The sequence below is a fragment of the Terrabacter sp. 01T434 genome (genome assembly GCF_056398545.1).
In genome coordinates, this window is record NZ_JBFTPP010000004.1 from 248392 (window position 1) to 274580 (window position 26189).

At 69.0% G+C, this 26189-nt stretch carries 25 protein-coding genes and 3 tRNA genes; 11 read left to right on the forward strand and 17 right to left on the reverse strand.

What is annotated here, in order from left to right:
• Positions 1–7: 7 nt before the first annotated feature.
• Entirely contained in the window at positions 8–958 is a 951-nt protein-coding gene (locus AC1DIW_RS10740) for a DUF4349 domain-containing protein (RefSeq protein WP_478108070.1), read from the reverse strand.
• Between the two features lie 395 nt (positions 959–1353).
• On the opposite strand from AC1DIW_RS10740, the gene hemG reads away from it, so the two are divergent.
• Complete coding sequence (gene hemG / locus AC1DIW_RS10745; protein WP_478108072.1) at positions 1354–2733, forward strand: protoporphyrinogen oxidase; 1380 nt, start codon at positions 1354–1356, stop codon at positions 2731–2733.
• Positions 2734–2767: 34 nt separating this feature from the next.
• Positions 2768–3469 (forward strand): hydrogen peroxide-dependent heme synthase, encoded by a 702-nt coding sequence (hemQ, locus tag AC1DIW_RS10750; RefSeq protein WP_442278185.1) that lies wholly within the window; start codon positions 2768–2770, stop codon positions 3467–3469.
• Between the two features lie 27 nt (positions 3470–3496).
• On the opposite strand, the gene AC1DIW_RS10755 is transcribed toward hemQ, so the two are convergent.
• Positions 3497–3892 (reverse strand): DUF1707 domain-containing protein, encoded by a 396-nt coding sequence (locus AC1DIW_RS10755; RefSeq protein WP_478108074.1) that lies wholly within the window; start codon positions 3890–3892, stop codon positions 3497–3499.
• 49 nt (positions 3893–3941) lie between these two features.
• Positions 3942–4388 carry a peptide-methionine (R)-S-oxide reductase MsrB gene (gene msrB / locus AC1DIW_RS10760; protein ID WP_478108076.1) on the reverse strand — a complete coding sequence of 149 codons (447 nt, stop codon included), beginning with the start codon at positions 4386–4388 and terminating at the stop codon, positions 3942–3944.
• Positions 4389–4519: 131 nt separating this feature from the next.
• Here msrB and AC1DIW_RS10765 point away from each other — a divergent pair, with 131 nt between their 5' ends.
• Positions 4520–5689, forward strand: a complete 1170-nt coding sequence (locus tag AC1DIW_RS10765) for an alpha/beta hydrolase family protein (protein WP_478108077.1) — start codon at positions 4520–4522, stop codon at positions 5687–5689.
• A 41-nt stretch (positions 5690–5730) separates the two neighbouring features.
• Here the strand turns inward: AC1DIW_RS10765 and AC1DIW_RS10770 are convergent, their stop codons facing one another.
• Positions 5731–6474 (reverse strand): dihydrofolate reductase family protein, encoded by a 744-nt coding sequence (locus tag AC1DIW_RS10770; RefSeq protein WP_478108079.1) that lies wholly within the window; start codon positions 6472–6474, stop codon positions 5731–5733.
• Positions 6475–6564: 90 nt separating this feature from the next.
• Between AC1DIW_RS10770 and AC1DIW_RS10775 the strand changes: the two genes are divergently transcribed.
• Complete coding sequence (locus AC1DIW_RS10775; protein WP_478108081.1) at positions 6565–7563, forward strand: polyphosphate kinase 2 family protein; 999 nt, start codon at positions 6565–6567, stop codon at positions 7561–7563.
• 74 nt (positions 7564–7637) lie between these two features.
• On the opposite strand, the gene AC1DIW_RS10780 is transcribed toward AC1DIW_RS10775, so the two are convergent.
• Positions 7638–9278 (reverse strand): acyl-CoA dehydrogenase family protein, encoded by a 1641-nt coding sequence (locus AC1DIW_RS10780; RefSeq protein ID WP_478108082.1) that lies wholly within the window; start codon positions 9276–9278, stop codon positions 7638–7640.
• Between the two features lie 102 nt (positions 9279–9380).
• Between AC1DIW_RS10780 and AC1DIW_RS10785 the strand changes: the two genes are divergently transcribed.
• The 4 genes from AC1DIW_RS10785 (at position 9381) to AC1DIW_RS10800 (ending at position 10941) form a co-directional block, all read left to right on the forward strand.
• Positions 9381–10538: a YihY/virulence factor BrkB family protein gene (locus AC1DIW_RS10785; protein ID WP_478108084.1), complete on the forward strand. Its 1158-nt coding sequence runs from the start codon at positions 9381–9383 to the stop codon at positions 10536–10538.
• 113 nt (positions 10539–10651) lie between these two features.
• Positions 10652–10724 (forward strand) — tRNA-Gly (locus AC1DIW_RS10790).
• A gap of 28 nt (positions 10725–10752) precedes the next feature.
• Positions 10753–10823, forward strand: a tRNA-Cys gene (locus tag AC1DIW_RS10795).
• 43 nt (positions 10824–10866) lie between these two features.
• Positions 10867–10941: transfer RNA gene (locus AC1DIW_RS10800), tRNA-Val, on the forward strand.
• On the opposite strand, the gene AC1DIW_RS10805 is transcribed toward AC1DIW_RS10800, so the two are convergent.
• The 11 genes from AC1DIW_RS10805 to AC1DIW_RS10855 all read right to left on the reverse strand — a co-directional run bounded on the left by AC1DIW_RS10805 (position 10912) and on the right by AC1DIW_RS10855 (position 21258).
• Complete coding sequence (locus AC1DIW_RS10805; RefSeq protein WP_478108086.1) at positions 10912–11388, reverse strand: tyrosine-type recombinase/integrase; 477 nt, start codon at positions 11386–11388, stop codon at positions 10912–10914. The two genes, AC1DIW_RS10800 and AC1DIW_RS10805, sit on opposite strands and share 30 nt — an antisense overlap.
• A 497-nt stretch (positions 11389–11885) precedes the next feature.
• Entirely contained in the window at positions 11886–12338 is a 453-nt protein-coding gene (locus AC1DIW_RS10810; RefSeq protein ID WP_442278176.1) for a hypothetical protein, read from the reverse strand.
• Positions 12339–12535: 197 nt separating this feature from the next.
• Entirely contained in the window at positions 12536–13072 is a 537-nt protein-coding gene (locus AC1DIW_RS10815; protein ID WP_478108088.1) for a DUF1269 domain-containing protein, read from the reverse strand.
• Positions 13073–13113: 41 nt separating this feature from the next.
• Positions 13114–13440 carry a carboxymuconolactone decarboxylase gene (locus AC1DIW_RS10820; RefSeq protein ID WP_478108090.1) on the reverse strand — a complete coding sequence of 109 codons (327 nt, stop codon included), beginning with the start codon at positions 13438–13440 and terminating at the stop codon, positions 13114–13116.
• Between the two features lie 242 nt (positions 13441–13682).
• Positions 13683–15980 carry a winged helix-turn-helix domain-containing protein gene (locus tag AC1DIW_RS10825; protein ID WP_478108092.1) on the reverse strand — a complete coding sequence of 766 codons (2298 nt, stop codon included), beginning with the start codon at positions 15978–15980 and terminating at the stop codon, positions 13683–13685.
• A 262-nt stretch (positions 15981–16242) separates the two neighbouring features.
• Positions 16243–16449, reverse strand: a complete 207-nt coding sequence (locus AC1DIW_RS10830) for a hypothetical protein (protein ID WP_442278172.1) — start codon at positions 16447–16449, stop codon at positions 16243–16245.
• Positions 16450–16928: 479 nt separating this feature from the next.
• The gene (locus AC1DIW_RS10835) at positions 16929–17627 is read right to left on the reverse strand and encodes a hypothetical protein (RefSeq protein ID WP_478108094.1); all 699 of its coding nucleotides are present in this window, start codon (positions 17625–17627) and stop codon (positions 16929–16931) included.
• 99 nt (positions 17628–17726) lie between these two features.
• Complete coding sequence (locus AC1DIW_RS10840; protein WP_478108096.1) at positions 17727–19379, reverse strand: MFS transporter; 1653 nt, start codon at positions 19377–19379, stop codon at positions 17727–17729.
• A gap of 152 nt (positions 19380–19531) precedes the next feature.
• Positions 19532–20023, reverse strand: coding sequence for a hypothetical protein (locus AC1DIW_RS10845; protein ID WP_478108098.1), 492 nt, complete (start codon positions 20021–20023; stop codon positions 19532–19534).
• Between the two features lie 76 nt (positions 20024–20099).
• Positions 20100–20369, reverse strand: coding sequence for an SHOCT domain-containing protein (locus tag AC1DIW_RS10850; protein WP_442278168.1), 270 nt, complete (start codon positions 20367–20369; stop codon positions 20100–20102).
• A gap of 235 nt (positions 20370–20604) precedes the next feature.
• Positions 20605–21258 carry a TMEM175 family protein gene (locus AC1DIW_RS10855; RefSeq protein ID WP_478108100.1) on the reverse strand — a complete coding sequence of 218 codons (654 nt, stop codon included), beginning with the start codon at positions 21256–21258 and terminating at the stop codon, positions 20605–20607.
• 937 nt (positions 21259–22195) lie between these two features.
• Here AC1DIW_RS10855 and AC1DIW_RS10860 point away from each other — a divergent pair.
• From AC1DIW_RS10860 to AC1DIW_RS10870, 3 genes are all read left to right on the forward strand, one after another.
• A complete protein-coding gene (locus tag AC1DIW_RS10860) occupies positions 22196–24577 on the forward strand; it encodes a heavy metal translocating P-type ATPase (RefSeq protein WP_478108102.1) in 2382 nt (793 codons plus the stop codon).
• Positions 24578–24652: 75 nt separating this feature from the next.
• Positions 24653–25147, forward strand: coding sequence for a GNAT family N-acetyltransferase (locus AC1DIW_RS10865; RefSeq protein ID WP_478108104.1), 495 nt, complete (start codon positions 24653–24655; stop codon positions 25145–25147).
• A 59-nt stretch (positions 25148–25206) separates the two neighbouring features.
• On the forward strand, positions 25207–25497 hold the full coding sequence (locus AC1DIW_RS10870) for a hypothetical protein (RefSeq protein ID WP_478106456.1): 291 nt from the start codon (positions 25207–25209) through the stop codon (positions 25495–25497).
• Between the two features lie 148 nt (positions 25498–25645).
• On the opposite strand, the gene AC1DIW_RS10875 is transcribed toward AC1DIW_RS10870, so the two are convergent.
• On the reverse strand, positions 25646–26164 hold the full coding sequence (locus AC1DIW_RS10875) for a MarR family winged helix-turn-helix transcriptional regulator (RefSeq protein ID WP_442280717.1): 519 nt from the start codon (positions 26162–26164) through the stop codon (positions 25646–25648).
• Between the last annotated feature and the right edge of the window lie 25 nt (positions 26165–26189).

A 26189-nucleotide genomic window follows, 5' to 3' on the forward strand; every position in this document is an offset into this window, starting at 1 on the left:
TCGGCACTCAGTCGCCGGAGGGGGAGGCGCCGGGACCGGCGGGTGAGGACGCGCTGACTGTCTCCGCAGCAGGTAGGGGCGGGGGGAGGGCCAGAGGGTCACCTGCGCTGTGGGAGGTCGCGGAGGGCATACCTGCGCTTCGGCGGCGCCAGACCCGAAGGCCCAGCAGGGTGAGCGGCACGAGCAGGACGAGCCACGGCACGAGCGCGGCGAGCCCGGTGAGGATGACCGTCACGGAGCCGAGGAGGCTGTCCCACGCGGTGCGCAGGCCACCCGTGATCCCGCCCTCGGTCGGCACCGGCGTGGTCGCGTCGGTCCAGAGCGTGACGGTGACGTCGCTCGTCGTCGTCACCGCGTCGAGCTTGGCGAGGCGCTGCTCGAGCGAGTCCAGGTCGGCCTGGCGCCGGCTCAGCTCGCTCTCGAGCGTGATGACCTGCTGGAGGTCCGTGGTCTTGGCGAGCAGGGCACGAACGCGGTCGATGCCGTCGCGCATCGGCTGGATGCGGGCCTTGGTGTCGATGTAGCTGTCGGTGACGTCCTGCGACTGCGACGAGCGGTAGCTCACGGACCCGATCTTCGACAGCTGGGTCAGCACGTCGTCGAGCGCCTTCGCCGGGACGCTGAGCACCATGCGTGCCTCGTCCACGCCGACGTCCGGGACCGACGTGCCGGACCCGAGCCGCGGGTCGACGCCACCTGGTCCCGTGGGCCCGCCGGTCGGGTCGGCTGCAGTGACGACGTTCTCGGACGTCACCTGACCGCCTGCATCGGTGGCGATGACACGGGCCCGGGCCGCTGACCCCGTGAGGTCGCCGACCTTGATGCCGAGCCAGGCGGACCGCGCGATCTTCGACTCGACGACCGTGCCCGTCCCCGTCAGACCGTTTCCCGAAGCGCCGGGGTCGGCGGCTGGTGCCTTGGCGCCAGAGGCGTCGGCCGGGACGTCCGCTCCCGACACCCCTCCTTCCGCGACGGCACTGCGGCCGGATTCCCCGACAGAGGACCCTGCCGAAGGATTGGAGGACGTGGAGCCGTGAAGAGCCCTGAGGCCCAACGCGATCGACAGGACGAGCACGGCAACGGCCACGGCGAGCGCAGCGAGAGCCCTGCGCCGAGGGCCGGATGTCAGGCGCGTCAGGCGCGGCAGGTGTGGCGTCGCAGTCATGGCATACCTTCCGACGGGTCGTCCGCTGTGGCCGGTGAGCTGTGCAGACCGCTGTACAGAACGGGAGCCGCAGGCGTGGCGACGTGCTTGTCATGAAGGACACGCCGGGGGCGCAGAACGTTGCGGCCCCGACGCCCCGGCGGTCAGGCCGGTCATCCGGAGCGCGAACCGGATGAAAGAGTGGCGGCATGAGCAGGACGGTCGCGGTCATCGGTGGTGGGATCAGTGGGCTGGCGGCAGCCTGGGAGCTCAGCCACGGCGGCGCCGACGTCTCCGTCACGGTGATCGAGGGCTCCGACCGCCTCGGTGGGAAGCTGCGACTCGAGGACGTCGGGGGCGTCCGCATCGACGTCGGCGCCGAGTCGGTCCTGGCCCGCCGGCCGGAGGCGCTGGCACTCTTCGGGCAGCTCGGGCTCGACGACCTCACCACCCACCCCGGCTCCGCCGGCGCGGCGATCTTCTCGCGGGGACGACTCTGGCCGATGCCGCGCGGCACCGTCATGGGTGTGCCCTCCGACCCCGAGTCGGTGCGCGGGCTCCTCACGGACGAGGAGGTGGACCGCCTCGTCCGTGAGGAGGTCGGTGGCCCTGTCGTCGGCGACATCTCGGTGGGCGACCTCGTCGACGCCCGGCTGGGCGCTGCCGTCACCGACCGGCTCGTCGAACCCCTCCTGGCCGGCGTCTACGCCGGGCACGCCCGGGAGCTCTCCGCCGAGCAGGCGGTGCCAGCGCTGGCGGTGGCAGCCCACGAGGGAAGGCCGCTGCTCGACGTGGCCCGGGCCGCGGCAGACGCCTCGGCCAACGGTTCCCTCGCGGGTCGCCCGGTCTTCGCCTCGCTCGTCGGCGGCCTCGGGACGCTGCCCGAGATCCTGCAGCGCGAGCTCGTCAGCGCCGGTGTGCAGGTGCGCACCGGGGCGCTCGCACGCGGGCTGCGTCGCGACGGTGGGGGGTGGGTGGTGTCGACGGGACCCACGACCGAGGTCGTCGACGAACGGTTCGACGCCGTCGTCGTCGCTGTCCCCGCCGCGCCGACCTCACGCCTGCTGCGTCACGTCGCCCCCGCCGCCGCCGAAGCCCTCTCGACGGTCGAGTACGCATCCATGGCGATCGTGACGTTCGCGCTCGAGGGGTCCGCGCCGACCGTCCTCGACGGCAGCGGCTTCCTCGTCCCGCCCACGGAGCCGCTGACGATCAAGGCGTCGACCTTCAGCTCGGTCAAGTGGCCATGGCTCGCTGCCGCCCACCCGGACCGCACCTTCCTGCGTGCCTCGGTCGGCCGGCACCGTGAGGAGGCGACCCTGCACCGGTCCGACGACGAGCTCGTCGCCGTGGCGCTGGCCGACCTGCGGGCCGTCCTCGGGCCCGAGGTGCCCACTCCCGTCGCCACCCACGTGCAGCGTTGGGGCGGGGGACTGCCGCAGTATGCCGTGGGCCACCGCTCACGCCTGGCGCCCGCCCGCGCGCTGCCCTCGGGGCTCGCGCTGTGCGGGGCTGCCTACGACGGCGTCGGGATCCCGGCCTGCATCGCGTCCGGGCGGGCGGCGGCGCGGGCGGTCCTGACCCCCTGAAGGGACCGCGAGGACTGCGGGGGATGATGGACCTATGAGCGAGCGCCTGACCCCGTCCCAGATGCGAGAGATCAACGACACCATCCGCTACTGCATGTGGTCGGTGTTCAGCACCGTCACGCCGCTCGGCGACGACCGGGCGAAGGTCACGGCAGAGCTCGAGGCGTTCCTGGCCGACATCAGCGGCGAGGGCGTCGTCGTGCGCGGCATCTACGACGTCGCGGGTCTGCGCGGAGACGCCGACTTCATGATCTGGTGGCACGCCGAGACGATCGAGCAGCTCCAGTCCGCCTACCACCGTCTCCTGCGCACCGAGCTCGGCCAGCACCTCGAGCCGGTCTGGAGCAGCGCAGCCCTGCACCGCCCGGCCGAGTTCAACAAGAGCCACATCCCGGCGTTCATGGCCGACGAGGTCGCCCGCAAGTACATCTGCGTCTACCCGTTCGTCCGCTCCTACGAGTGGTACCTCCTCGAGGACGGTGAGCGTCGCGACCTGCTCCGTGAGCACGGTCAGATGGCGCGGGACTTCCCGGACGTGCGCGCCAACACCATCGCGTCGTTCGCGCTGGGCGACTACGAGTGGCTGTTGGCCTTCGAGGCCGACGAGCTCCACCGCATCGTCGACCTCATGCGCGAGCTGCGCGCGTCCCGCGCCCGGATGCATGTGCGCGAGGAGATCCCCTTCTTCACCGGACCCCGGGTCGAGCCGGCCGAGCTCGTCGCCAACCTGCGCTGACGGCCGCCGCCCAGCGACCTCGGGCCGTCATTCGTCGATGGCCCGGGCGAGGATCGCGATGATCGGGATGAGCAGGAACACCAGCCACGAGTCGGTGCGGAAGAACGCGACGAGCGCAATGAACGGCGACAGGCTCACGAGGGTTCGTGCGACTTTGCTCCTCGTGCTGGACCGAGCGGTCGCGGGGCGGGCGGCGTTTCTGCCCGCGCCCTTCCCGGTCGCGCCCTCGAGCCGGGGCCGGGGCTCGGGCAGGTCGGTGAAGAGCGAGGTCAGGTCTCGTCGGACGATCGCGTCCGTGGCCCTGCCTCGCCGGTCCTCGTAGTCGTTGGCGTCGAGGCGTCCGGCCGCGTGGTGCTCGGCCAGGGCTGCCAGGGCCTCCTCGCGTTCGGCACTGCTGACGCGGATGTCGCCGTCGTCGTGCATAGGACGAATCTAGGCGAGGAGGCCCGGCCGTGGCACGGGGTGTGGCCGCTCAGGCTTCGCGACCCGGCTCGTCGTCGGGCTGGAGCCGCAGAGAGATCGAGTTGATGCAGTAGCGCTGGTCCGTCGGGGTGTCATAGCCCTCGCCCTCGAAGACGTGGCCCAGGTGCGATCCGCAGTTGGCGCAGCGCACCTCGACGCGCTTCATCCCGAACGTCCGGTCCTCGATGTACTCGACGGTGTCGCCGGCCAGGGGGGAGTAGAACGACGGCCACCCGCAGTGCGACTCGAACTTCGTGTCGCTGCGGAAGAGCTCGGTGCCGCAGGCGCGGCAGGAGTAGACGCCCTGGGTCTTGGTGTCGGTGTACTCGCCGCGGAAGGCCGGCTCGGTGCCGGCCTGTCGCAGCACCTTGTACTCGGCGGGCGTCAGGGCGGCGCGCCACTCCTCGTCGGTGCGCTGGACGGCATACGGCTTGTCGGAGGTGTTGTGGTGGCTCATGCCCTGACCAACGCCACGCCGCCCGGGTTTGTGCCCCGAGGCCGGCCACGGCGGCCTGACGAGGTCGGCAGGGGCGCGGCACGCCCGTCGCCCTGCCGTGCCGGGGCGCCGTCCTTTGCGACGATGAGGGCGTGCAGCTGCGCCGTCTCGTCTCGCGCCCGGTGCTCGTGGCGGCGGCCGCGGGCACCGGTTCCGTGCTGGGCGCGGCCGGCGGCTCGGTCGCTGCGGCGGCGTACTTCGCCCGGAAGGTGATCACGCCGGACGAGCTGCAGCCCGACGACGTCGAGATCGTGCGCCACGACGCCGAGAGCGTCACCTTGGCCCCGACCCCTGACACCATCCTTCCCGGCCGCTTCGGCGTGTGGCTCGACGGGGGAGCGGGCCACGCCCGGGTGGGGGAGATCCTCGGCACGGACGCCACGTCGGTCACCCGCCGGCTCGTGGCCGTCGACCGCGGACGGATCGAGCGGGGCCCGGCCCGTTGGAACCAGTACTACTACTGGGACCGCCCCTCCGTCAGCCTTGGCCTGCCGGACGAGGACGTCAGCATCCTCTCCGACGTCGGGCCGCTGCCCGGCTGGCTGGTGCGCCCGGGAACCCGGACTGCCGGGAACGACTGGGCCATCCTGGTGCACGGCCGGGGTGCGCGCAGGGAGGAGACGCTCCGTGCCGTCCCGATGCTGCGCGATGCGGGCTGGACGAGTCTCGTCACCGCCTACCGCAACGACCGCGACGCCCCGCGAGGACCGGACGGGCGCTACAACCTCGGCCTCTCCGAGTGGCGCGACGTCGAGGCCGCCATGGGTTATGCCGTGTCCCACGGGGCGCGACGCATCCTCCTGTTCGGCTGGTCGATGGGTGGCGCCATCGTGCTCCAGGCGCTCGACCGCTCGACACTGTCCGAATACGTCGTCGGGGTGGTCCTCGACTCCCCGGTGATCGACTGGGGAGTCGTTCTGCGCCACCACGGGCGACTGCACAAGGTGCCCGGCCCGCTGGTGCGCGTGGCGACCGACCTGATGGGCTCGTCTCGGAGTCGGCGCCTCGTCGGGGTGCGTGAGCCGATCGACGTCGCGCGCACAGACTGGGTGGCCCGGGCGGACGAGCTGCGCCATCCGATGCTCCTCGTCGCCTCGGACGGCGACGACTTCGTGCCGATCGGCCCGGCGGTGGCGCTAGCGGGCCGAAGACCCGACCTGGTCCGATTCGAGCGCTGGGAGACGGCGGGGCACTGCCGGGAGTGGAACCACGACCCGCAGCGCTGGGAGGGCGCGCTGCGCGAGTTCGTCGAAAGCCGCTGACCTACCGACCCGCTGACCCAGCGGCCGGTCAGGCCGGCGGGTCAGCGGCGGACGGACCAGCGACCCATCAGGGTGCCGTCCTGCTCGACGAGCAGTTCGAGGTCGAGGTCCGCGGGTGTTCCGTTCGGTCCGACCGGACGGGGATGCTGGCCACCGACGACCTGGGGACTGATCGTGAAGCAGAGCTCGTCGAGCTGTCCGGCGGCGAGGAAGGAGCCGAGCAGGCTCGGGCCGCCCTCGGTGAGGATCTGCGTCCAGCCGCGGCCGTGCAGGGCTGCGACGAGCGCCTCCACGTCGAGCTCGTCGTCACCGCAGACGAGGACGTTCTCCTCGCCCAGGTCACGGCGTGCGCCTGCGAGCCCGGGAGCTGCAGCCGGGAGCGCGAGGAGAACCCGACCGTCGCGGCATCCGCTCAGAGTCGGCGGCACGTCCCCGCGCTGGCTGACCGCGACGAGCGGCAGCGCGGCTGGGAGCCCGTGCCCACGCCGGAGGCCCGAGAGTGAATCACTCACGGAGAGTGGCGAATAGCCTTCGGTACGGATCGTGCCCGCGCCCACCACAACGACGTGGCTCAAGGCGCGCAGGACCTCGAACACCATGTGGTCGGCGTCGTTGTTGATCGACCCCGAGCGTCCGTCGGCGCCGGTCGCGGCCCCGTCGAGGGAGGTGACCATGTTGCAGCGCACCCACGGGTCACGCGGCGCGGCATACGCGGCGAAGAGGCCTGCCGTGTCGAGGTCTGTCAGGGCGGGTAGGCCGGACCGGCCCGGAACGAGCAGGAGCATGCGGCCAGTATCGGTGACGGCAGGGCAGACCCGCACGATCCGTCGCCCTCTATCCCGTCGCGTCGGGCGCCGTTCGGGCAGGATGACGCCATGGGCAAGGGCGCGCAGGGCAAGCACGGCAAGTCCGACAAGAAGCTGGACAAGAAGGCGCGGAAGGCCTCGCGGAAGGCCTCGAGCAAGGCAGCGGCCAAGGAGGTCGAGCAGCAGGCGCGCCAGGACGAGGCGATCGCGGAGCACGAGGCCGAGGCGGTCCAGGAGATCAAGGACATCGCCAACACCCTCCGTGTGGGCAAGGGCTTCGTCCTCGCGGACGTGGACACCTCGGCGACTCCCGGCTTCACGGGCGACAAGATCGCCGGCAAGGCAGCGCTCAAGGCGTGCGAGGCCGAGCTGTCCGACCTGCTGGAGCGGCTCTTCGCCGAGTCCACCGTCGGCTCCAAGCGGTCGGTCCTGCTCGTCGTGCAGGGCATGGACACCTCGGGCAAGGGCGGGATCATGCGTCACGTCATCTCGGTCAACCCCCAGGGCGTCAAGGCGACCGCGTTCAAGGCGCCGACGAAGGAGGAGCTCGCCCACGACTTCCTCTGGCGCATCGAGAAGGCCCTGCCCGAGCCCGGCGAGCTGGGCGTCTTCGACCGCTCGCACTACGAGGATGTGCTCGTGGTCCGCGTGCACGAGCTCGTGCCCGAGGCGGTGTGGTCCAAGCGCTTCGCCCAGATCAACGCCTTCGAGCGCAAGGCGATCGCCGCGGGCACGACTGTCATCAAGGTGATGACGCACATCTCCAGGGACGAGCAGCGAACGCGCCTGATGGAGCGTCTCGACCGGCCGGACAAGTACTACAAGTACAACCCGGGTGACGTCGACGAGCGGAGTCACTGGGGCTCGTACATGGAGGCGTACCAGACGGTCCTCGACAAGACGTCGACGGTGGGGGCGCCCTGGCACGTCGTGCCTGCCGATCGCAAGTGGTACGCCCGGCTCGCCGTGCAGCAGCTGCTGCTCGAGGGGCTGCGGGGCATGAACCTCCAGTGGCCGCAGGCGGACTTCGACGTCGAGGCCGAGAAGAAACGACTCTCGGCCAGTTGACACGCGCCGTCGCCGAGCCTCCACACCACGAGGGCGTTTGCCGCCCAGAGCGATTCGTGGGAAGGCTCGCGCCGTCAGCCGGCCCGGTCGATGACGGCTGAGGCGACACCGGCCAGGTCGACGTCGAGCGACCCGAAGGTGTGTCCCCGTCGCCCGGCGATCCGGCTCGCGACGAACGCATCGGCGACCGGCGCGGGGGAGTGCTGGACGAGCAGGCTCGCCTGGAGAGCAAGGGCCAGCTGCTCGACGACGGCGCGTGCGCCGAACGCGGCGTCCGCTGACGTAGGGTCGAGCGAACGTGCTTGTGCCAGAGCGGCATCGGTGTACGCGTCGAGCTCGACACTCCGCCCGCGCACCTCGTGCAGCTCCTTCGTCAGCGCTTCGAGGCTCGCCGGCTCTCGTGTCACGGCGCGCATGACGTCGAGGGCGTTGACGTTGCCGGAACCCTCCCAGATGGAGTTGAGGGGTGCCTCGCGGTAGAGCCGGGCGAGACCGTTCTCCTCGACGTAGCCGTTCCCGCCCAGGCACTCGAGAGCCTCTGCCACGAGCGCGGCCGTGCGCTTGCACACCCAGAACTTGCCGAGCGCCACACCGAGCCGGGCGAACTCGGTCTCGCCGACGTCGACGGCGTGCGCCAGCCGTAGGCCGAGCACGGTCGCAGCCTCGGCCTCGAGCGCGAGGTCGGCGAGCACGTTGCGCATGAGGGGCTGGTCGACGAGCAGGGACCCGAAAGCGGTGCGGTGCCGCGCGTGGTGCACAGCGCGCGAGACGGCATCGCGCATCGTCGCCGTCGAGCCGAGGATGCAGTCGAGTCGGGTGGCCTGCACCATGTCGATGATGGTGCGCACGCCCCGGCCCTCGTCACCGATGCGGCTGCCCCAGGTACCGTCGAGCTCCACCTCGCTCGAGGCGTTCGAGTGGTTGCCGAGCTTGTCCTTGAGCCGCTGAAGAGCGAACGTGTTGCGTGTGCCGTCGTCGAGGGCACGAGGCACGACGAAGCAAGTGAGTCCGCCGGGCGCCTGGGCCAGCACGAGGAAGACGTCGCTCATCGGCGCCGAGCAGAACCACTTGTGGCCGGTCAGGCGGTAGGTCTCGCCGAGCAGCGGGCCCCCCGGGGTCGGGACGGCACCGGTCGTGTTGGCGCGCACGTCCGAGCCGCCCTGCTTCTCGGTCATGCCCATGCCCGCGATGGCCCCGGCCTTCTGCGTGACGGGCCGGATGCCGAAGTCGTAGCTCCGGCTCGCCAGGGCGGGCAGCCAGCGGGCACCCACCGTGGCGTCGTGTCGCAGAGCCGAGCCCGCGGCATACGTCATCGAGACGGGGCAGCCGTGTCCCGCCTCGACGCGCGACCAGAGGACGAAACCGGCGGCACGCCGCACGTGTGCGCCAGAGCTGGGGGCCGACGTCCACGGCTCGGCGGTGAGACCGGCACCGACTGCCTGGGTCATCAGCCAGTGCCACGACGGGTGGAACTCGACCTCGTCGACTCTGTTTCCGCGGGCGTCGTGAGTGCGCAGGACCGGCACGTGGGTGTCGGCGAGCCGCCCGTGCTCCTGCGCCTCCTCGGTGCCCGCCAGCCTCCCGAGCGGGGCGAGGTCGGCAAGCGCTGCGGGGCCGCCCCAGCGCTCCACGGACTCGCGCAACGCGACGTCGTCGGTGAGGAAGTCGCCGCCGACGAAGGGCGGGACCTGGTTGGTCACCTCGTGTGTGCTCACCCTGCCGAGACTAGGCGGGGGCCCGCGTGTGTGGCTGCCCCGACGCGTGTTGCCCCGATCACTGGTGATGGGTGGCGGATGACCCCGTTAGCCTCGGAGACGATGAGTGCACGGACGAGGACGCGGGCAGTGCTGGAGCGGGTGCCGTGGGGCGTGCCGCTCGCGAAGCTGACCCAGGAGACGATCCGGGTGTGCCTGCGCTACCGCGTCACCGGACTGGCCGCCGAGGGCGCGTTCTTCATGCTCCTCAGCCTGCCGCCGCTGGTCCTCGGCCTCTTCGGCGGGCTCGGCTTCGTCGGCGGATGGATCGGCCCCAACACGATCAACAGCATCGTCTCGGCGATCCAGGTGTATGCCTCGCGCTTCCTCACCCAGTCCAGCATCGACGAGCTGCTGCTGCCGACGATCGACGACGTGCTTCGCGACGGACGCGTCGACGTCATCTCGGTGGGGTTCATCCTGTCGCTGTGGTCGGGGTCGCGCGCGCTGAACGTGTTCGTCGACACGGTCTCGATCATGTACGGACAGAAGGACGCTCGCGGGATCGTTCACATGCGCGCCTTCAGCCTGCTGCTCTACACCCTCGGCATCCTCTCCGCCGTCGTCGTGCTGCCGCTGATGCTCCTCGGGCCGGGACTGCTGGCCTCGTGGCTGCCGGAGGCGGCGGCGACCGCCACTAGGGCGCTCTACTGGCCGACGCTGATCATCTTCAGCGTCGCGCTGCTCGCCTCGATGTACCACGTCTCCACGCCGCAGCGGAGTCCGTGGCGGCGCAACGTGCCCGGCGCCGTCCTCGCCATGGCCATCTGGATCGGCGCGTCGTATGTCGTGCGGATCTCGCTCGAGGCCTCGATGGGCGGCTCCTCGATCTACGGGCCGCTCAGCACGCCCATCGTCCTGCTCGTGTGGTTGTACGCGCTGGCCGTGGCCATCCTCATCGGCGCCGGCCTCAACGCGGCCGCGAACACCCTCTGGCCCGTCGCCCTGCACGAGGGCGCCGACGTCCGCCTCGTCAACTGGGCGATGGAAGGGGCCGGGGGACTCCTGACCCGTGCCGAAGGCGAGGCGGGGACGTCGGACACCGCTCCACCGGTGACGGACGACGACGGGCGGGGCCGTGACCAGCAGTTCGAGAGCGGCGAGCGCGGGCCGATCACGGCGGCGATCCAGCGGGGCGCCGGGCAGGGCGCGGCAGACGGCGCAGGGGACGGCACAGCAGCTGTGCAGGAGGCGTCGGATCGGGCCTCGAGGTCCTCGTGAGCGGGGGTGGCGGCCGGCGCTGAACGGGCGTCAGGACCGGTTTTGTATCTCGTGCATCGATCGGCTAATGTCTAGCAAGCACCGAGCGGGGAAGTTACACCGCTGGTGTTTCCGCGGACGTAGCTCAGTTGGTAGAGCGCAACCTTGCCAAGGTTGAGGTCGCCGGTTCGAGCCCGGTCGTCCGCTCGGAGGCAAAGATCCACTTGCCTTCCACGGTGGAGTGGCCGAGAGGCGAGGCAGCGGCCTGCAAAGCCGCGTACACGGGTTCAAATCCCGTCTCCACCTCGGTGAGACACCACGAAGTACCAAGCAGGACAGCAAGACCCACGGGCGATTGGCGCAGCGGTAGCGCGCTTCCTTGACACGGAAGAGGTCACTGGTTCAAACCCAGTATCGCCCACCAGCACGAAACAGCCCCTGACCAGCGGAAACGCCGGTCAGGGGCTGCTTCGTTCGTGGGGCCGATCCGCTCCGAAGGGCTGCTGCTTGACCAACTGCTTGACCAAGGATCCGTCTTCGAGACCCAGTTGGGGAGGTCAGAAGATCTGTCTGGCGGCCGGAAGAGTCGGTCCATCGCCTCGGTCCCTTGGGTCAGTACTGGGCGCAGCTGCTTGCGGTAGACGGACTCGGTCACGATCGTGCTGCGGTGCCCGACGAGGCGCGAGATGTCCTCCAACGGCACGCCGGCGTCTGACATGAGTGAGACGAAGCTGTGGCGCAGCTCCCGCGGCGTCCACACCTGGTCGTCGAGTCCGGCCTGCTCATCGCAGCGCAAAAGGATCGCCGCACATTGGCGGGGTCCAGCGGGAGGCCGCCGCGGGTGCAGAAGACGAGATCGTGCTCCTGCCACGCGTCCGTGATCTTGCTACGCCAGGCGTTCTGGGCATCGAGGTGGCGGCGGAGGGCGTCCACCGCCCCGCGGCACGGGATCGGCTCGCGTTTGCCGAACCGACCAGTCCAGCAACCATTCCGCCCGAGGCCGAGAACGCCGAGGCGATTGAACCTGTTGGTCATTGACCAAGCACCCCCTGCTGACATCTCGCTCGCCGGTCGTGGCACCCCCCGGCGGTAAACGGAGGGCCGGTTGTGCGGGCGCGGTGGGGTTCTCACCCCGCTTCGTGGATACGCCGAATCCAGCATCTGCCGCGGAGGCGAGGTGATCCTGAATCACGGCCTGCAAGAACTACTCCGAGGAGTTCCGCCGGCAGTCCGTCGACGTGTAGTTCGTTCCGGCGCGACGATGAGTGACGTCACCGATGACCTGCTTGCCGATGTGCGCCAGTGCTACTGCGCCGGATCACCATTCAGTCGACGCCACTCTGACTCCAGACGCGAACCCGACATTCATCAACTGCCCGGGCAGCGCTGCGCGATGGTGGTCGACAGCGCCGAGATTGCGGTGGCGACCCGGGTCAACGCCGCTGCGATTGCAGGCGTCTTCTGGGTGAGGTTGCTCGTCGTCAGCCCATTGGTCGCGGTCTCCAGGGAAGCGACTGCCGTCTGCACCTCCTTCACACTGGGCTGCAGATCACTCGAGGCCGATGATGTAGCGGCGTCGAGCTTCGTTTTCACATCGGCGAGGGCACTGGTCAGGGCATCGACCCCACCCTGCTGGATGTTCACGTTCTTGAGCGCCAGCAGGGAGCTCTTCAATGCCATGACGTCGGCGCATCCGGCGGACGACGTCGTCGTCGATTTGATGGTCGTCGACGGTGAGCTGCCGCAGCCGACGAGAACCCAGAGTAAGGCGGCAACGCAGACAAGCACCCCCAAGGGCATCCGAACTGAACGGACCGGCATGTGACGAGTCGCCTCCTTCGCGTGGCTGTTCGACCGACGGGTCAGGTGTGGTGGTGACTGATTGGGCTCAAGGCCTTGTCTGTCGGGACGCAAGGACTGGTCCTGCCATACCGTCGTGCACGCATGAGGAACAGCAGTCTCCGCAGTGGCCTCCGGTGGACGCCGTCACGGGCAGCGTCCACCGGCCAGGGGGCCAGTCAGGTGGTCGCCCCCGCGGCGGCCACGTCATCCTTCACGGCCTTGGGGTCAGCCTTGAGCTCCTTGCGGTCCACCTTCTGGGCGCCCTTGAGGCTATCGGCGACGCGGTCTGCGATGGCCGCAGCGGCCACTGTGACAACCGCGCACTGGCCGGCGTCGAGCGTCTCCCCCAGGTCCTTGAGGTCTGAGCGGCTCATCCCGCCGGCGGCATGCCCGGCAAGCGCCCCCAGACCGGCGCCGATGCCGGCGCCCCACATGAGGCCTGCCCCCACGGCGACCGCAGGGAACAAGGCAACGCACAGACCGGTCGCCAACCCCAGGCCGCCTCCGACCCACGCCCCCTGCCGGAGCGGCTGCTCATGCTTCTTGACGATCTTCACCTTGCCCTTGTCGTTCTTGGAGACGACCGCGGCGTCGAACGTGTCGACGATGTGCTCGTCGTAGTACAACGACTTGATCGTCTCGTAGTCGGCTTCGGCATCGTCCAGAGATCCGTACGTTGCAGCGAATGCGGCAAACGTGTCCAGTCCTTCCATCACAGCTCCTATGGCTCGTTCGTGTCGGGCTGAGCGCCAGCTCAGGCCCCGTCCGTCTCCAGCGCGTCCTCGATGGCCAAGGCGTATCCCAGGGCGGTGGCGATCGTGGCAGCGGCGTCGACCACCCGCGGGCCACCAACAATCGGTGCCAGAGCCGCCAGCACACTCTGGGTGTCCTCCAACGTCAGGCCGCTGTCGACTGCAGGGCCCAGGTTCAGCAGATACGACGACGGCGGTGCGTCGACGGCTACCAGGCCCGCAAGGCGAACCAGCATCAGTTCTCGGTCGACCATGTCAACGTGCGCGATCGACGCTGCCGTCATCTCGGTCAAGGTGTCGAGGAGTGGTCGTTGTTCGGTCATGATCATGGTCCTGTCAGCTAGTTCCACCTGGTGCCGGACGGGGTCCTGCCGGAAGTGCTCCGGTTGTTCCGGGGAGCCCGATGTGTCAGCGTCCGCACGCGCGCCGACCTGTCCTCACTTGATCGTGCCGCGACACAGCCGTGATGTACTCACCCACCAGCGGATTCACCCAGGTGAGTAAGCCCTCGCACCTGCTGCCCCCACAGCGGTCAGGTCAGGCCGTGACGGCGTGGTCGGCCGGGTTGACCTCAGGTTGCTCGCGTCGGCGTCGCGGGTGTCGACTCGTCGCCGTGATGGGGTGCCGGGTCGCCCTGGAGGTTCGCCAGGGATGCCAGGGCGTCGTCTCGAGAGTTCACGCCGAGCTTGCTGTACGCGGAGCGCAGGTGCGACTTGACGGTGTTGAAGGAGATGAAGAGCTGATCGGCGATCTCACGCTGCGTGAGCCTCGCCCCAGCCAGTTGAAGCACCGCAATCTCGCGATCGGACAACACCGCGCCGAACCTCGTCCGGCGTCGGTTGACCGATCTGGCCCGTTCGCGGAGGCTCCGCGACCGGCGCGCCAAATCCCCGGGGTCGGACAGCGTGTCGAGGATGGCATCGGCTGCATCGAGGCACCGGATCTCGCCGCTGGCATCTCCGAGCGCTCGAAAGGCGGATGCGTTGAGCAGGTAGGCGTTCGCCAGCCAGGCGCTGCGCTTGCCCTCACCGAGGATCGCGATCGCCGACCCGAACCATCCCACGGCAGCTCTGGGATCGCCGCCGGCCCGTGCGCGCTCCCCGAGCGCCATGTGCAGGATGGCACCCACCACGGTATGTGGCTGGATAGTCATCATCTCGACCGCGCGGTCGAGGACGGGGTCAGCGTGGGGGCCACCGCCGTCCGCATACTCCGCGAGCGCAAAGTTGCTGATCGCAAAGACCAGGAGGTTGGGATGCGCATCCGGTATCAGACCAACCGCTCTTCGAAGAGTCGCTCGCGCTTGGGCGGTCTCGCCGCGAAGGTATTGCGCTTGGCCGAGCCCGGCTAGGGCGGCGCCCTGCCACATCGGCCCTGGGGCTATCGCGAGCGCGCGGTGCGCGGCGTGCTCGGCGGCTGAGACGTCGTTGACTCCCACGAGAGAGCGGAGCATTTCGACGCGGTACCCCAGCGGCAGGGTGAGCGAACCGACGGCTTCCGGAACACCGCTGCTGGCGGTGTTGAGCCATTGCTCGGCACCGTCCAGGTCGTGGGCGAAGGTATCCGACGTGGCACGTACCCAAGCGAGTTCGGGGTCGGCCAATGCGGATGGCCACGACAGGTCCGCCAGCCAGCCGTGTACGGTCGCCCAGCGCCCGCGCGCAGCCAATGACTCGACCTGCGCGGCAACAAGCCGGGCAGCGACCGCCACGTCGCGGGACTCGATCGCGTGGTCGGTCGCCGACTCGAGGTCACCTGCCGCCTCGAACCATCGAGCCGCGCGCAGATGCAGTCTCGGGAGCAGCTCAGGTTCAGTGCGAGCCAGCTCCAGGCGCATCGCCTCGGCGAACAGGTGATGTTGTTGATACCAGTCGCCGGCGCTGTCGGCCGAGATGAACAGACCGGCTCGCTCGAGCTCGGCCAAGAGGATCCCCGAGCCGGGCGCGCCGACCACGGCGTCGCACAGCGCCCCACACATCCTCGTGAGGATCGAGACCCTCAGAACAAACTCCTGAGCAGCTGGCTCCAGCAGCTCGAGCACATCTGTTGTCAGATACTCCACCACCGGCCGGCGAGCCCCCGCGAACGAGTCGATGAATGCCCGCGGCTCGTGCTGGGGAATGAGGAGGGCCAACAGTCGCAGCGGCGCCGGCCAGCCCTCAGTGCTGTCGGCCAGGCGGGACGTCTCCTCGTCGGAGAGCCCCACCACGCCGACGCCGGCGAGAAACTGCGCAACTTCGTGCCGATCGAAGCGCAGATCTGCGGCTCGAATCTCCGCCAGCTCACCCATTGCCCGTAGTCGCGGGATCCCGAGAACCGGGTCCGCTCGAGTGGAGATGACCACCTGGAGGCGATCTGGCCGATAGCGAAGTAGCGCCTCGATCGTGGCATCGACGACCGGGCTCTCCGCCAGGTGGTAGTCGTCGAGAATGACGACCAGGTCAGGCCCGTCACCGGTCAGCTCCTCCAGCAGCACCGGCAGCGCATACTCCTCGAGCCGGTCAGGCCTTGCGCGCAGGGCCGTCAACGAGCCTGTGCCGGCGCGCTGCTCCACCTCGTTCAGCGCGACGATGAGGTGGGTCCAGAGCCGAATCGGGTCGGTGTCCCTTCGGTCCAGGGACACCCACGCACAGCGGGTTGGTGCCACAGAGCCCTGCCATGCGGTCAGCAGCGTGGTCTTGCCATAACCCGCCGGCGCGGAAAGCAGTGTGAGGCTGGATCTCCGACCCGCGCGCAACCTCTCGAGCAGCCGCGGACGGCTGATCGCCCCAAGCGGCAGCCGCCTCGGCAGGATCTTGCTTCGGACGAACCCGACATCAACGAGGTCCGGTGCGAGCGGCGCTCCGGCGAGCGGATCGTTAACAGCCACGCATCCCCCAAACTCGACACCACTAACCGTAGTCGCCCGCACGAGGGACTGCTGACGATCTGGTTGACACTCGAGGTCTGGAGTTTCAGGGCGCGCGAGCGAGTCGGTTGATGGTCTCAAGCTCGATCAGGGTGAACTTGCTCACCGCTCGTTGGCGGCGTCGGCGGTTGTAGGTCGTTCGACCCAAGTCATGACCGCCAGGCGCAGCAACCGGAAGACTGTTAGCCCAGTGCGGGCTCGAGCCGCCCTGGCCCAGGGGCGCTCATGGCTGAGTAGTTGAGACCGACACGATCTCGAGGCCAAGGTCTGCGAGCTGTCGCAACACACCCTGCAACGCTGACTGGTCGGCGAGCAGCCCGATGAGCTCTGTCGTCCCGGACACGCGGACGAGTGACAGACCATCGAAGGCGCCGTCGAAGTGGTCGCTCAGTTCGCCTGCGACCACGACCTTGCAGCTGATCGGGGGCATGACAGCATGATCGTCGGGGTTGCGCCTCGACCGAATCACCCCAGCCGCGCAACCACCCAGGTGAATCTCAGTTCGACGGTCGTCCAGTGAGATCCAGGGGATTGGCACTGACGTCCGGTCGCATTGCGCGGGCGATCGCAAGGTCGTCGCATACCGCGGCAATCGGCAGGAACAGTCCGACGGGGATCCTCGCGGCGTAGATACCTGGGGTCGCGGTGAGCAGCCCCGGGACGGCGGGCGACCCCACGCCTTGAGAAGGTTGGGTCACGTCGGGCAACACGTCCCGGAGACACTCGCCTGGGATGGCCGGACCCCTCCTGGGGTCGTCCAGCACGTGTGGTTCATGTGGAAGCAGGAAACGAAGTGCCACACCACCGCCGGCTCGGCAAGCGCGCTAGAGGTGTGACTTGGCAACGGGGCCCTCGGCGCACGTCCGAGCGTTCGGCGCACGGCGTGAATCGCCGCAGAAGCCTGGATGGTCAGGAGGGCAGGATGTTGATGACCCGGGAGATGACCACGACCAGAACCGCCAAGGAGATCATCGACTGAATGGCCATCAGCCCCTTGACTCGGTGGCTCAGGGGGAGGGTGTCGGTGGGACTGAACGCGACGATATTGGTGTACGCCACGTAGAGGTGGTCTGCGAACCGTGGCCGCCACCCCGGTGGCGCCAACCCTTCAGTACTGGTTTGAGGGAACTGGAAGTCCGGAAAGGGAGCGGGATGCTGCAGGCGACCACTGGGTCCGCCGCCGTCGAGCTGCCAGTAGAGCAGACCGAACGTGACGACATTGGTGGCCAACACGAGGGCCGCACCGACGAGGAGCTGGGTCACGGTAGCCGGGTGCTCTCCTGCTGGGGGAGTCCGCAGAACCACGATCACCAGTCGGGCGGCCGCTGACGTGTTCGCGAGGACGAGGACAGCGAACAGCCACAGGATCAGCGGGCGGGCCGCCCGGGGGACCGGGCCTGGTCTGGCCGCCACACCAAGCAGCACCAGGGCCACGACTCCCTCGAGGACGGGCACGATCAGGACCGGACCTTCGCGCATTCGGGCGGGCACCAGCACCTGGGGCAGGATCACCAGGATGAGGGCGCCCAAGGGCCAGAAGTAGCTTTCGGGTATCTGTGCTGAATCCGGGCCGGGGTCGTGCACAGGGGTCGGCGCGTTGTCCATCATGGACCTAGCGTGGTCTCGCAGCGGCGCTTGAGCCATCGATCGGGATTGATCGAGGGAGTCGGGCTCGCCTGCCGCTGGTGCTTGGCGCCGGGGGAGCGGCTACGCATTGACGACCGGCGTCACGACCGGGTCGTCGGTCGGGGACGCTGTGGGTAGGCGACGCACCCACGCCAGTGCCAGCAGCGCGAAGAGCGCCAGGAAGGCGAGGGAGGCCCGCAGAGCGCTGAGCTGGGCGTCGGAGTACGTGGCCACGAGTTCCGCGGTCTGGTCCGCGGGCAGTCCTGCCTTTTGGGCGGCCTGCTCAACCTGCGTCGTTGGCACGAAGTTGGCGTTCGCCTGCGCGGCCACCGACACCTGCTGCTTGACCGAGTCCGGAAGCGAGGGGCTCGTCTGAACTCCTTGGCTGAAATTGGACGCGAGCGTGGCGAGGAGGATCGAGCCGACGAGCGCGACCCCAAGCGATGCGCCGAGGTTGAGCGAAGTGCCCTGGAGCCCCCCGGCCTCTCCGCCGCGGTTCGGCTCGACCGATGACATGATCACGTTGCCCACCTGGGAGGCCATCAACCCCAGGCCGGCGCCGAGCAGCGCCAAGCCGGTGCCGAACCCCCACCCGCTCAGTGTCGGGTCCAGGAAGTACAGCAGGACGAGCTCGCCCGCGAGCAAGGCGGCGATGCCGCGCTGGACGATCAGCTTCGCAGAGAAGCGGCCGGTCAGCGCGGACCCACCGAGTGCGAACGCGAACATCGCCACGGACATCGGGAGGATGGTGACCCCAGTCTTCAACGAGTCGAAGCCCAACACGGTCTGCAAGTAGAGCGGCAGCACGAAGAACGTCGCCTGGATGATGAAGGCCTGACACCACTGCACCACCAGCCCGGCACGCATCCGCGGAATCTCGAGCAGCGCCAGGTCCAGCAGGGGCTCGTCCCCGCGGGCCTTGACCGTGCGCTCACGTCGGCCGAATGCCACGAGCAGTATCGCCCCGATCATGATCAGCCAGAGCGTTGGAGAGAGTCCCAGAGGGGCCAACGGCTTGCCGTTGATCTGCGGGACACCGGGGCTGGGGATGATCCAGCCCCACTGGCTGGAGCGCAGGATGCCCAGCACGAGGGAGCCCAGGCCAAGCGCGGACAGGACGGCGCCGCCGGTGTCGAGCTTCGCCTTGCGTGGCTGCACCGACGGGATGATCCGCAAGAAGGCGATGATGATCAGAACCACGACCGACTCGGCCGCAAACACATATCGCCAGGAGTAGGAGGCCGAAACCCAGCCACCGATCAAAGGCCCGGCAGCCATCGACGCCCCACTGACGCCGCCCAGGATCCCGTAGGCGATCGCGCGCTGCTTGCCCTTGTAGGTGGCCGCTGTGAGCGCCGCGATGGCCGGGATCACCAGAACGGCTCCCATGCCCTCGACGAACGACCAACCGATCAGCAGGACTGCCAGATTCGGCGCCACGGAGGTGAGGAAGGAGCCCGTCCCATAAACCAGCAGGCCCACCCAGAACGCCCGCTTGGCCCCCCACCGCTCGCCGAACTTTCCGCCGATCAACATGAAGGCCGCCATGACCAGCGTGTACATCGTGATCGCGGTCTGCAGGCCGACGATGGTGGTGTTCAGGTCCGAGACGACCTGCGAGATGGACACGTTCATCACGGTGGTGTCCAGCACCATGATGAACTGAGCGGCGGCCAGCATGCCGGCCACGCCCCAACCGGCCCGGTTGGCCACGCGTGGCGAAGTGTCCGTCATGATGCGCCTCCTTCCCCCACGATCGCGCCCGCCTAGGCGAACCACGAATCGACGAACTCACGAAGCTGGTCGGGCTGCTCGCCCGCCAGGTCTTGCGTCTTGGACCGGTCGAGGTTCGTGTGGTGGCACGCCTGCTGGGGCGCGCAAGCGCGTTATGGGGTTTCGAGCTCAGCGGCGGCTAGTCCGACCTCGACGAGGTCGAGCGGGTGGACCCATTCGGCGCTGACGGGGAACCCGCCGGCACGGGCGATGGCGGTGCGGAGCGGCGCCGCCCAAACGTGCTCGATCAAAGCAATGGCAGCGGCGCTTCCTGCGGGGATTGCATCGGCGACGTTCCAGACCTCGTCGTCGTCGATGAGGTGACCGTCCGATGCTGCGTCGATACCGGCCTCGGCGCCTGCCAGCGCACCGTCTTCACCGGCGAAGCCGAGGCCGAGCAGCGCGCCGACCGTCGCTCCGAGGTCCTCGGCCTCTTCGACTGACAGGTCGCTCCATTGGAGGGCTACCAGTGACCCGTCGTCGTTCTTCTGCACGGCCAGGGCGTCGATGAGCCGGATCATGTCGCTCTCGCGGAGGCGGTTCAACTCTGTCAGGATCTCGCCGCTGAAATGAGGTTCGTCGAAGCTGATGATGAGCAGCTGCACGGGACCTATGGACATAGAGAACTCCTTCGGAACTGCCGGGAGACGCGTCCGTGGGCGGGGATTGGACCGCGCATGCTCAGTTGCCGAGAACTTTCTGCTTCTCAGCATCGAACTCGGCTTGGCTGAGGACGCCGGCGTCGAGCAGCTGCTTCAGCTTCAGGAGGTCGTCGTAGTTCACCTCGGGTTGCGTTGCGTCAGCAGGTGCTGACGCTGGCGGTTGCGCGACCGGTGCCGGCACGGCGGTGGCCGCCTGCTGTTGCGCCGCTTCGGCCTTTGCGGCGCCGTGCTTGGCGGCGACGTTGGCGGTCGCTCCAAGCACTGCTGCACGTCTCAACATCCGTGGCATGCGACTCTCCTTCGTCAGCGCCAGCGGGCGGAGCCGCCCGCTCGACGTTGGTCTGCTAGTTCGAGGCTAGAACGACGGGTATGGAGAGGGGCTCACCCGAGGGCACAGTCACCCGGGTGATCTGGACGCCTCCTGTGGGCGAAAGCGCTCGGGGAGTCCGCCATGAACTGGACGCCGAACACCGGTTCGTTCGTGCGGCGTGCACCGCCACCTCGCTCTGGTGGCAGGCTTTGGGTCAGGCCTTGGTGGGAGGCCGGGTCATCAATTGCCAGACCTCTCGGAACGGCACAATGAGGTAGACCGCCAGGCCGAGGTAAAAGGCCATGGCGACGGCCGGGAGGCCGATCCCGACGAGGATCGCAAGGACATAGCCGACAACGGCGCCCAAAGACTTCCGACGCGAACGTCGCAGCTCGTCGTCGTCATCGTCTTCGTCCTCGCCGCCGGGCGAGGCTTCCGTGACGGTCGGCGGGGACACGTAGAGGTCCTCGCGCCGGGCGTAGGCGTCGCAGGCCAATCCAGCCAGACGGATCACCAGCAGGGTCAGCCCGAAGATCGTGACGGCAACGCGTTCGGCATCACGATCGCCGAGGCCCTCGGCGAGCAAGCGGGTCGGAAAGGGCAGGAACGACACCGCCAGCAGAACGAAAAGGTTCAGCCGCAGGAAGATCGAGTCCGAACGCGCGAGCCGATCTGTCAGCGCGGTGTGGACGATCCACGCTCCTCCGATGGTGAGGAAGCTGATCAGGTAGGCCACGTAGGTCGGCCATGCGTTGATCACCTGCGCGAGCGGACTTCCGGGTGGGTGGACCGCAACGTCGAGGATCAGCAGAGTTATGGCGATGGCAAAGACGCCATCGCTGAACGCTTCCAGTCGGGTCTTGCCCAAGGAACGACGAGGCTTCCAAGAACGTCGGGTTTCTGCCACGCGCCTGCCTCCTGGTCGTCCAGCCTTGAGGGTCAAGCAGCCCGACCTGATTCCGGGAGCGGGAACGGCTCGAGATGGAGTTTCGTAACTCCTTGCCACGCCCCGGACGTGAACTTGTACCGGTCGTGTGCCGACCTCCATACGACCTTCCCGGGCACTCGGACGCCGCCCAGTACGAAACGGAGTCCACGCTATCCGGCAGGGTCGGTTCGTGTGGCGTTTCGCTGGGTGTTGGTGTCGCAGGCTGAGGGCCCACGAGAGGTCTGTCTCGGGAGGGACCGCGGCGCCCGTTGGCACTGCACGAAGTCGAACGGGACGAAGCGGAGGCCGTCGCGGCGCCCGCCGCCCCCCTTGAAGCGCTCGAAGTTGAGCACATCCATGTCCTCGGGGTCCGCACGACGGGTTAGCCGCAAACCCGGCACAGGTGTGCGGGAGTCCCGGGGTCGAATTGAGTGCTCAGGCAGGCGGCGTGCGACCGCGTACGAGCCGAGGGCGGAGCGAAGTTCGAGGTTGGTGTTATGCCGTAGGGCCGGGCGCGATGGCGCCCGCGCGGTACTCCTACAAGGGGACGGCGCCAGCGGACCACCCGCGCATCACCGGCTCGACGATGCGCCACGCCTCCTCGGCAGGTCACAAGGGGTTTCGGCACGTCAAGAACAGGTTCCATGGTCAGGCTGGAATTTGGTTCAAACCCAGTATCGCCCACCAACACTGAACAGCCCCTGACCAGCGGAGACGCCGGTCAGGGGGCTGTTCGCGTTGCACGGACGCAGTCACCATAGGCACCGGCTGACCAGGATGGGTCGACCGCGTCCACGGCTGTCCACGTTGTGTCGTGCGGAGGATGGTCGCGCGACGACGACGTTGACTTTATACCCCTGGGGGGTACCGTGGAGGTATGAACGGCCACAGCGACCACTCGACCTCTTCGACGACCTCGCTGGTGCAAGACCCCGTCTGCGGCATGGACGTCGACCCGGCCACCAGCGAGCACCACATCGTGCTGGACGGACACGAGTACTGCTTCTGCTCCGCCGGATGCCGCGCCACGTTCGAGACCGACCCGAGCGGCTACCTGAGCAGCTCGGTCGGCTACGACCACGGCCACCACGCATCACGCGCCGTCCACACCCCCCAGGTGGCTGTCGCCGATACAGCACCCGGCGACGTGGCGGAGTGGACCTGCCCGATGCACCCGGAGATCCGACGCCCCGGTCCCGGCAGCTGCCCGATCTGCGGGATGGCGCTGGAACCCGTCACCGTGACGGCTGACAGCGGCCCCAACCCCGAGCTTGCCGACATGACGCTCCGGTTCAAGGTCGCGGTCGCCCTCAGCATCCCCGTGCTCGTCCTGTCGATGGGGCGCGACCTCGTCCCTGCGCTCGCGGACGTCATCTCCCCGACGGCGGCGAACTGGGCCCAGCTGGTCCTGGCGACGCCGGTCGTGCTGTGGGCGGGCTGGCCGTTCTTCCAGCGCGGGTGGGCCTCGGTGCGAACCATGAAGCTGAACATGTTCACCCTCATCGCGATGGGCACCGGGGTCGCATGGCTGTTCAGCGTTGTCGCCACCGTCGCGCCCGGGATCTTCCCCGAGGCGTTCCGCATGGACGGCGCGGTCGCGGTCTACTTCGAGGCCGCCTCCGTCATCACCGCGCTCGTCCTGCTCGGGCAGGTCCTCGAGCTGCGTGCCAGGGAGAGCACGTCCGGCGCGATCCGCGCCCTGCTGGACCTGACGCCGAAGATCGCACACCGCGTCGCCACTGACGGAACCGAGTCCGATGTCACCCTCGACCAGGTGCAGGTGGGCGACCTGCTGCGGGTCCGTCCCGGTGAGTCCATTCCCGTTGACGGCGCCGTGCAAGACGGGCGTTCCACACTGGACGAGTCCATGGTCACGGGGGAGTCGATGCCCGTCACCAAGGCGGCCGGGGATGCCGTCATCGGTGGCACCGTGAACCAGACGGGATCCCTGGTCGTACGAGCCGACAGGGTCGGCAGGGACACGATGTTGGCGCGCATCGTCCAGATGGTCGCCGACGCGCAGCGCTCCCGCGCCCCCATCCAGCGCCTGGCCGACCGGGTCTCAGCCGTGTTCGTACCCGCCGTCATCCTGGCCGCGCTCATCGCGTTCGTCGTCTGGGCCACCATGGGCCCCGAGCCGCGGCTGGCCCACGCGCTCGTCGTCGCGGTCAGCGTCCTCATCATCGCCTGCCCCTGTGCTCTCGGGCTCGCCACGCCGGTGTCGATCATGGTCGGAGTGGGCCGCGGCGCCTCGCTCGGCGTGCTCATCAAGAACGCCGAGGCCCTCGAGCTCCTGGAAAAGGTCGACACCCTCGTCGTCGACAAGACGGGCACCCTGACCCAGGGCCGCCCGTCCGTCACCCACGTCGTCGCCACCGAGGGGGCGGACGAGAAGGAGGTCCTGCGCGTGGCGGCGGCCGTCGAGCGTGCCAGCGAGCACCCGCTGGGTCTGGCAGTCGTGCGAGCCGCCAGCGAGGCCGGCCTGGACGTTCCCGATGTCGAGGACTTCGACGCTCCCGTCGGCAAGGGGGTCACGGGAATCGCCCAAGGCCGACAGGTCCTCGTAGGCAGCAGCTCGTTCCTCGCCGGTCACGGCGTGGACACCGCCAGCATGGACGCCGAAGCGGACCGGCTGCGCGCCGACGGTGCCAGCGCCGTCTACGTCGCCATGGACGGCGCCGTAGCGGGCGTGCTCGCCATCGCCGACCCCGTCAAGGACACCACCCCCGACGCACTGAAGTCGCTGCGCGCAGAAGGGATCGACGTCGTGATGCTGACGGGCGACAACCAGATCACTGCCCAGGCCGTCGCCCGGACGCTGGGCATCGACCGGGTCGAGGCCGAGGTGCTGCCCGACCACAAGAGCGCGGTCGTCCAGGCCCTGCGTGCCGAGGGCCGAGTCGTGGCGATGGCCGGCGACGGCGTCAACGACGCGCCGGCCCTGACCGCGGCCGATGTCGGCATCGCCATGAGCACCGGCACCGACGTCGCCATCGAGAGCGCCGGCGTCACCCTGCTCAAGGGCGACCTGACCGGCATCGTTCGCGCTCGGGCCCTGTCCGGGGCCACCATGTCGAACATCCGCCAGAACCTGGTGTTCGCGTTCGTCTACAACGCCGCCGGTATCCCGCTCGCCGCAGGGGTGCTCTACCCGGCCTTCGGTCTGCTGCTGTCCCCGATGATCGCCGCCGCAGCCATGGCGCTGTCGTCGGTCAGCGTCATCGGCAACGCCCTGCGGCTGCGCACCCAGCGCCTGTAGCCCGCCAGGCTGGACCAGCGCGTCCATCGCGGGGAGCGAGGCCGTCCTCATGCTGCCCGCGGATACCCTCCGACGGTGAGCACCGAGCTGCGAGTCATCGCCCCCGACGACTGGGAGGACTTCCGCGCCGTTCGCCTGAAAGCGCTGGCGGACTCACCCGATTCCTTCGGCGTGACTCTGGCCGAGGCCCTCGAGCAGCCGCCGTCGGCCTGGCGGGACCGGGCGGCCGGCCCCGACCCGATCGTCCTCGGCTTCGCCGACCATGGGTCGATGGCCATGGGCGGGTTGTACCTGCCCGACGCATCTGCCGACGCATTCGTGTGGGGCATGTGGGTCGAGCCGGCGTCCCGAGGCCACGGTGTGGCCTCACGGATCCTCGAGCGTCTGCTCGAACATGCCGATGCGGAGGGCCGGCCCGTCGTGCTTCACGTCACCGAGGGCAACGACACCGCCCGAGCCCTGTACGAACGGCATGGATTCACGCATACAGGGGAGGTGCAGCCGCTGCGCGAAGGCTCCACGGTTCGCATCCACACCATGCGCCGGGGCACGATCACCCGTTCCGGGTGACGCCGGCCTCGCCGTCCGGGCGAGAGCGTTGGAGGTGACATCGAGGAGAGGATCAGGCCATGGGATGCCTGTTCGTGCTGTTGGCCGGCGTGTTCCCGCGACTGGCCCTGCTCATCGTCTGGATCGCCCGACCGGCCATGGTCAACGCCGCCTTCACTTCGTGGATCTGGCCGCTGCTCGGTCTGCTGTTCCTGCCGTTCGCGACCCTGATGTACGTCATCCTCTGGCGGGCCGGTGGCCTGAGCGGTTGGGACTGGTTCTGGGTTGCCATCGCCGCGCTGCTCGACCTGAGCCACTGGGGCGCTGGCGCGGCCCAGCGCCGCGCGTCGACCTCGGCCACCACCGCGTAGCCGTGCTGTCCGGCCAGGTCGGACAGCCAGGTCGGACAGCCAGGTCGGACAGCCAGGTCGGACAGCCAGGTCGGACAGCCAGGTCGGACAGCCAGGTCGGACAGCCAGGTCGGACAGCCAGGTCGGACAGCCAGGTCGGACGACCTGGCTACCAGCCGAGGCGATAGGCCTGGTCGGTGCCGGCGGCGGGCTCGTCGGCGGCCGCCGCGAAGGCCTCCAGGGCTGCGATGAGTGCTGGCCGGTCGGCGCCCGGCAGGTCGCGCACGATCCGGGCGATCGCCTCCCTGCGACGCGCGGTGACGGCGTCGACCAGGGCAGCCCCGGAGCCGGTCGTAACGATCACGACCTCACGTCGGTCACTGGCGTTCTCCCGCCGGTCGACCAGTCCCTCCCGGACCAGACGGTCGACCTGGCGCTGCGCGGTGGAGGCGTTCACCCCGAGGCGGCCGGCCAGCTGGACCAGAGTGGTCTGGCCGTGTGCCGCCAGCACCACGAGCACGCGGAACTGGGCGATGGTGACGGTCTCCTCGACGTCCGCCAGAGAGCGCGCCGACACGCCCACGAGGGCCCGGGATGCCGTGAGCAAGGCCGTGACGAACTCGTCCTCCTCCGCGCCGCCGCTGCCGCTGTCGGAGGTAGGACGGCCGCCTCGGCGATTTTCTTGCATAGAGCAATCATTGCATAATGCGTGC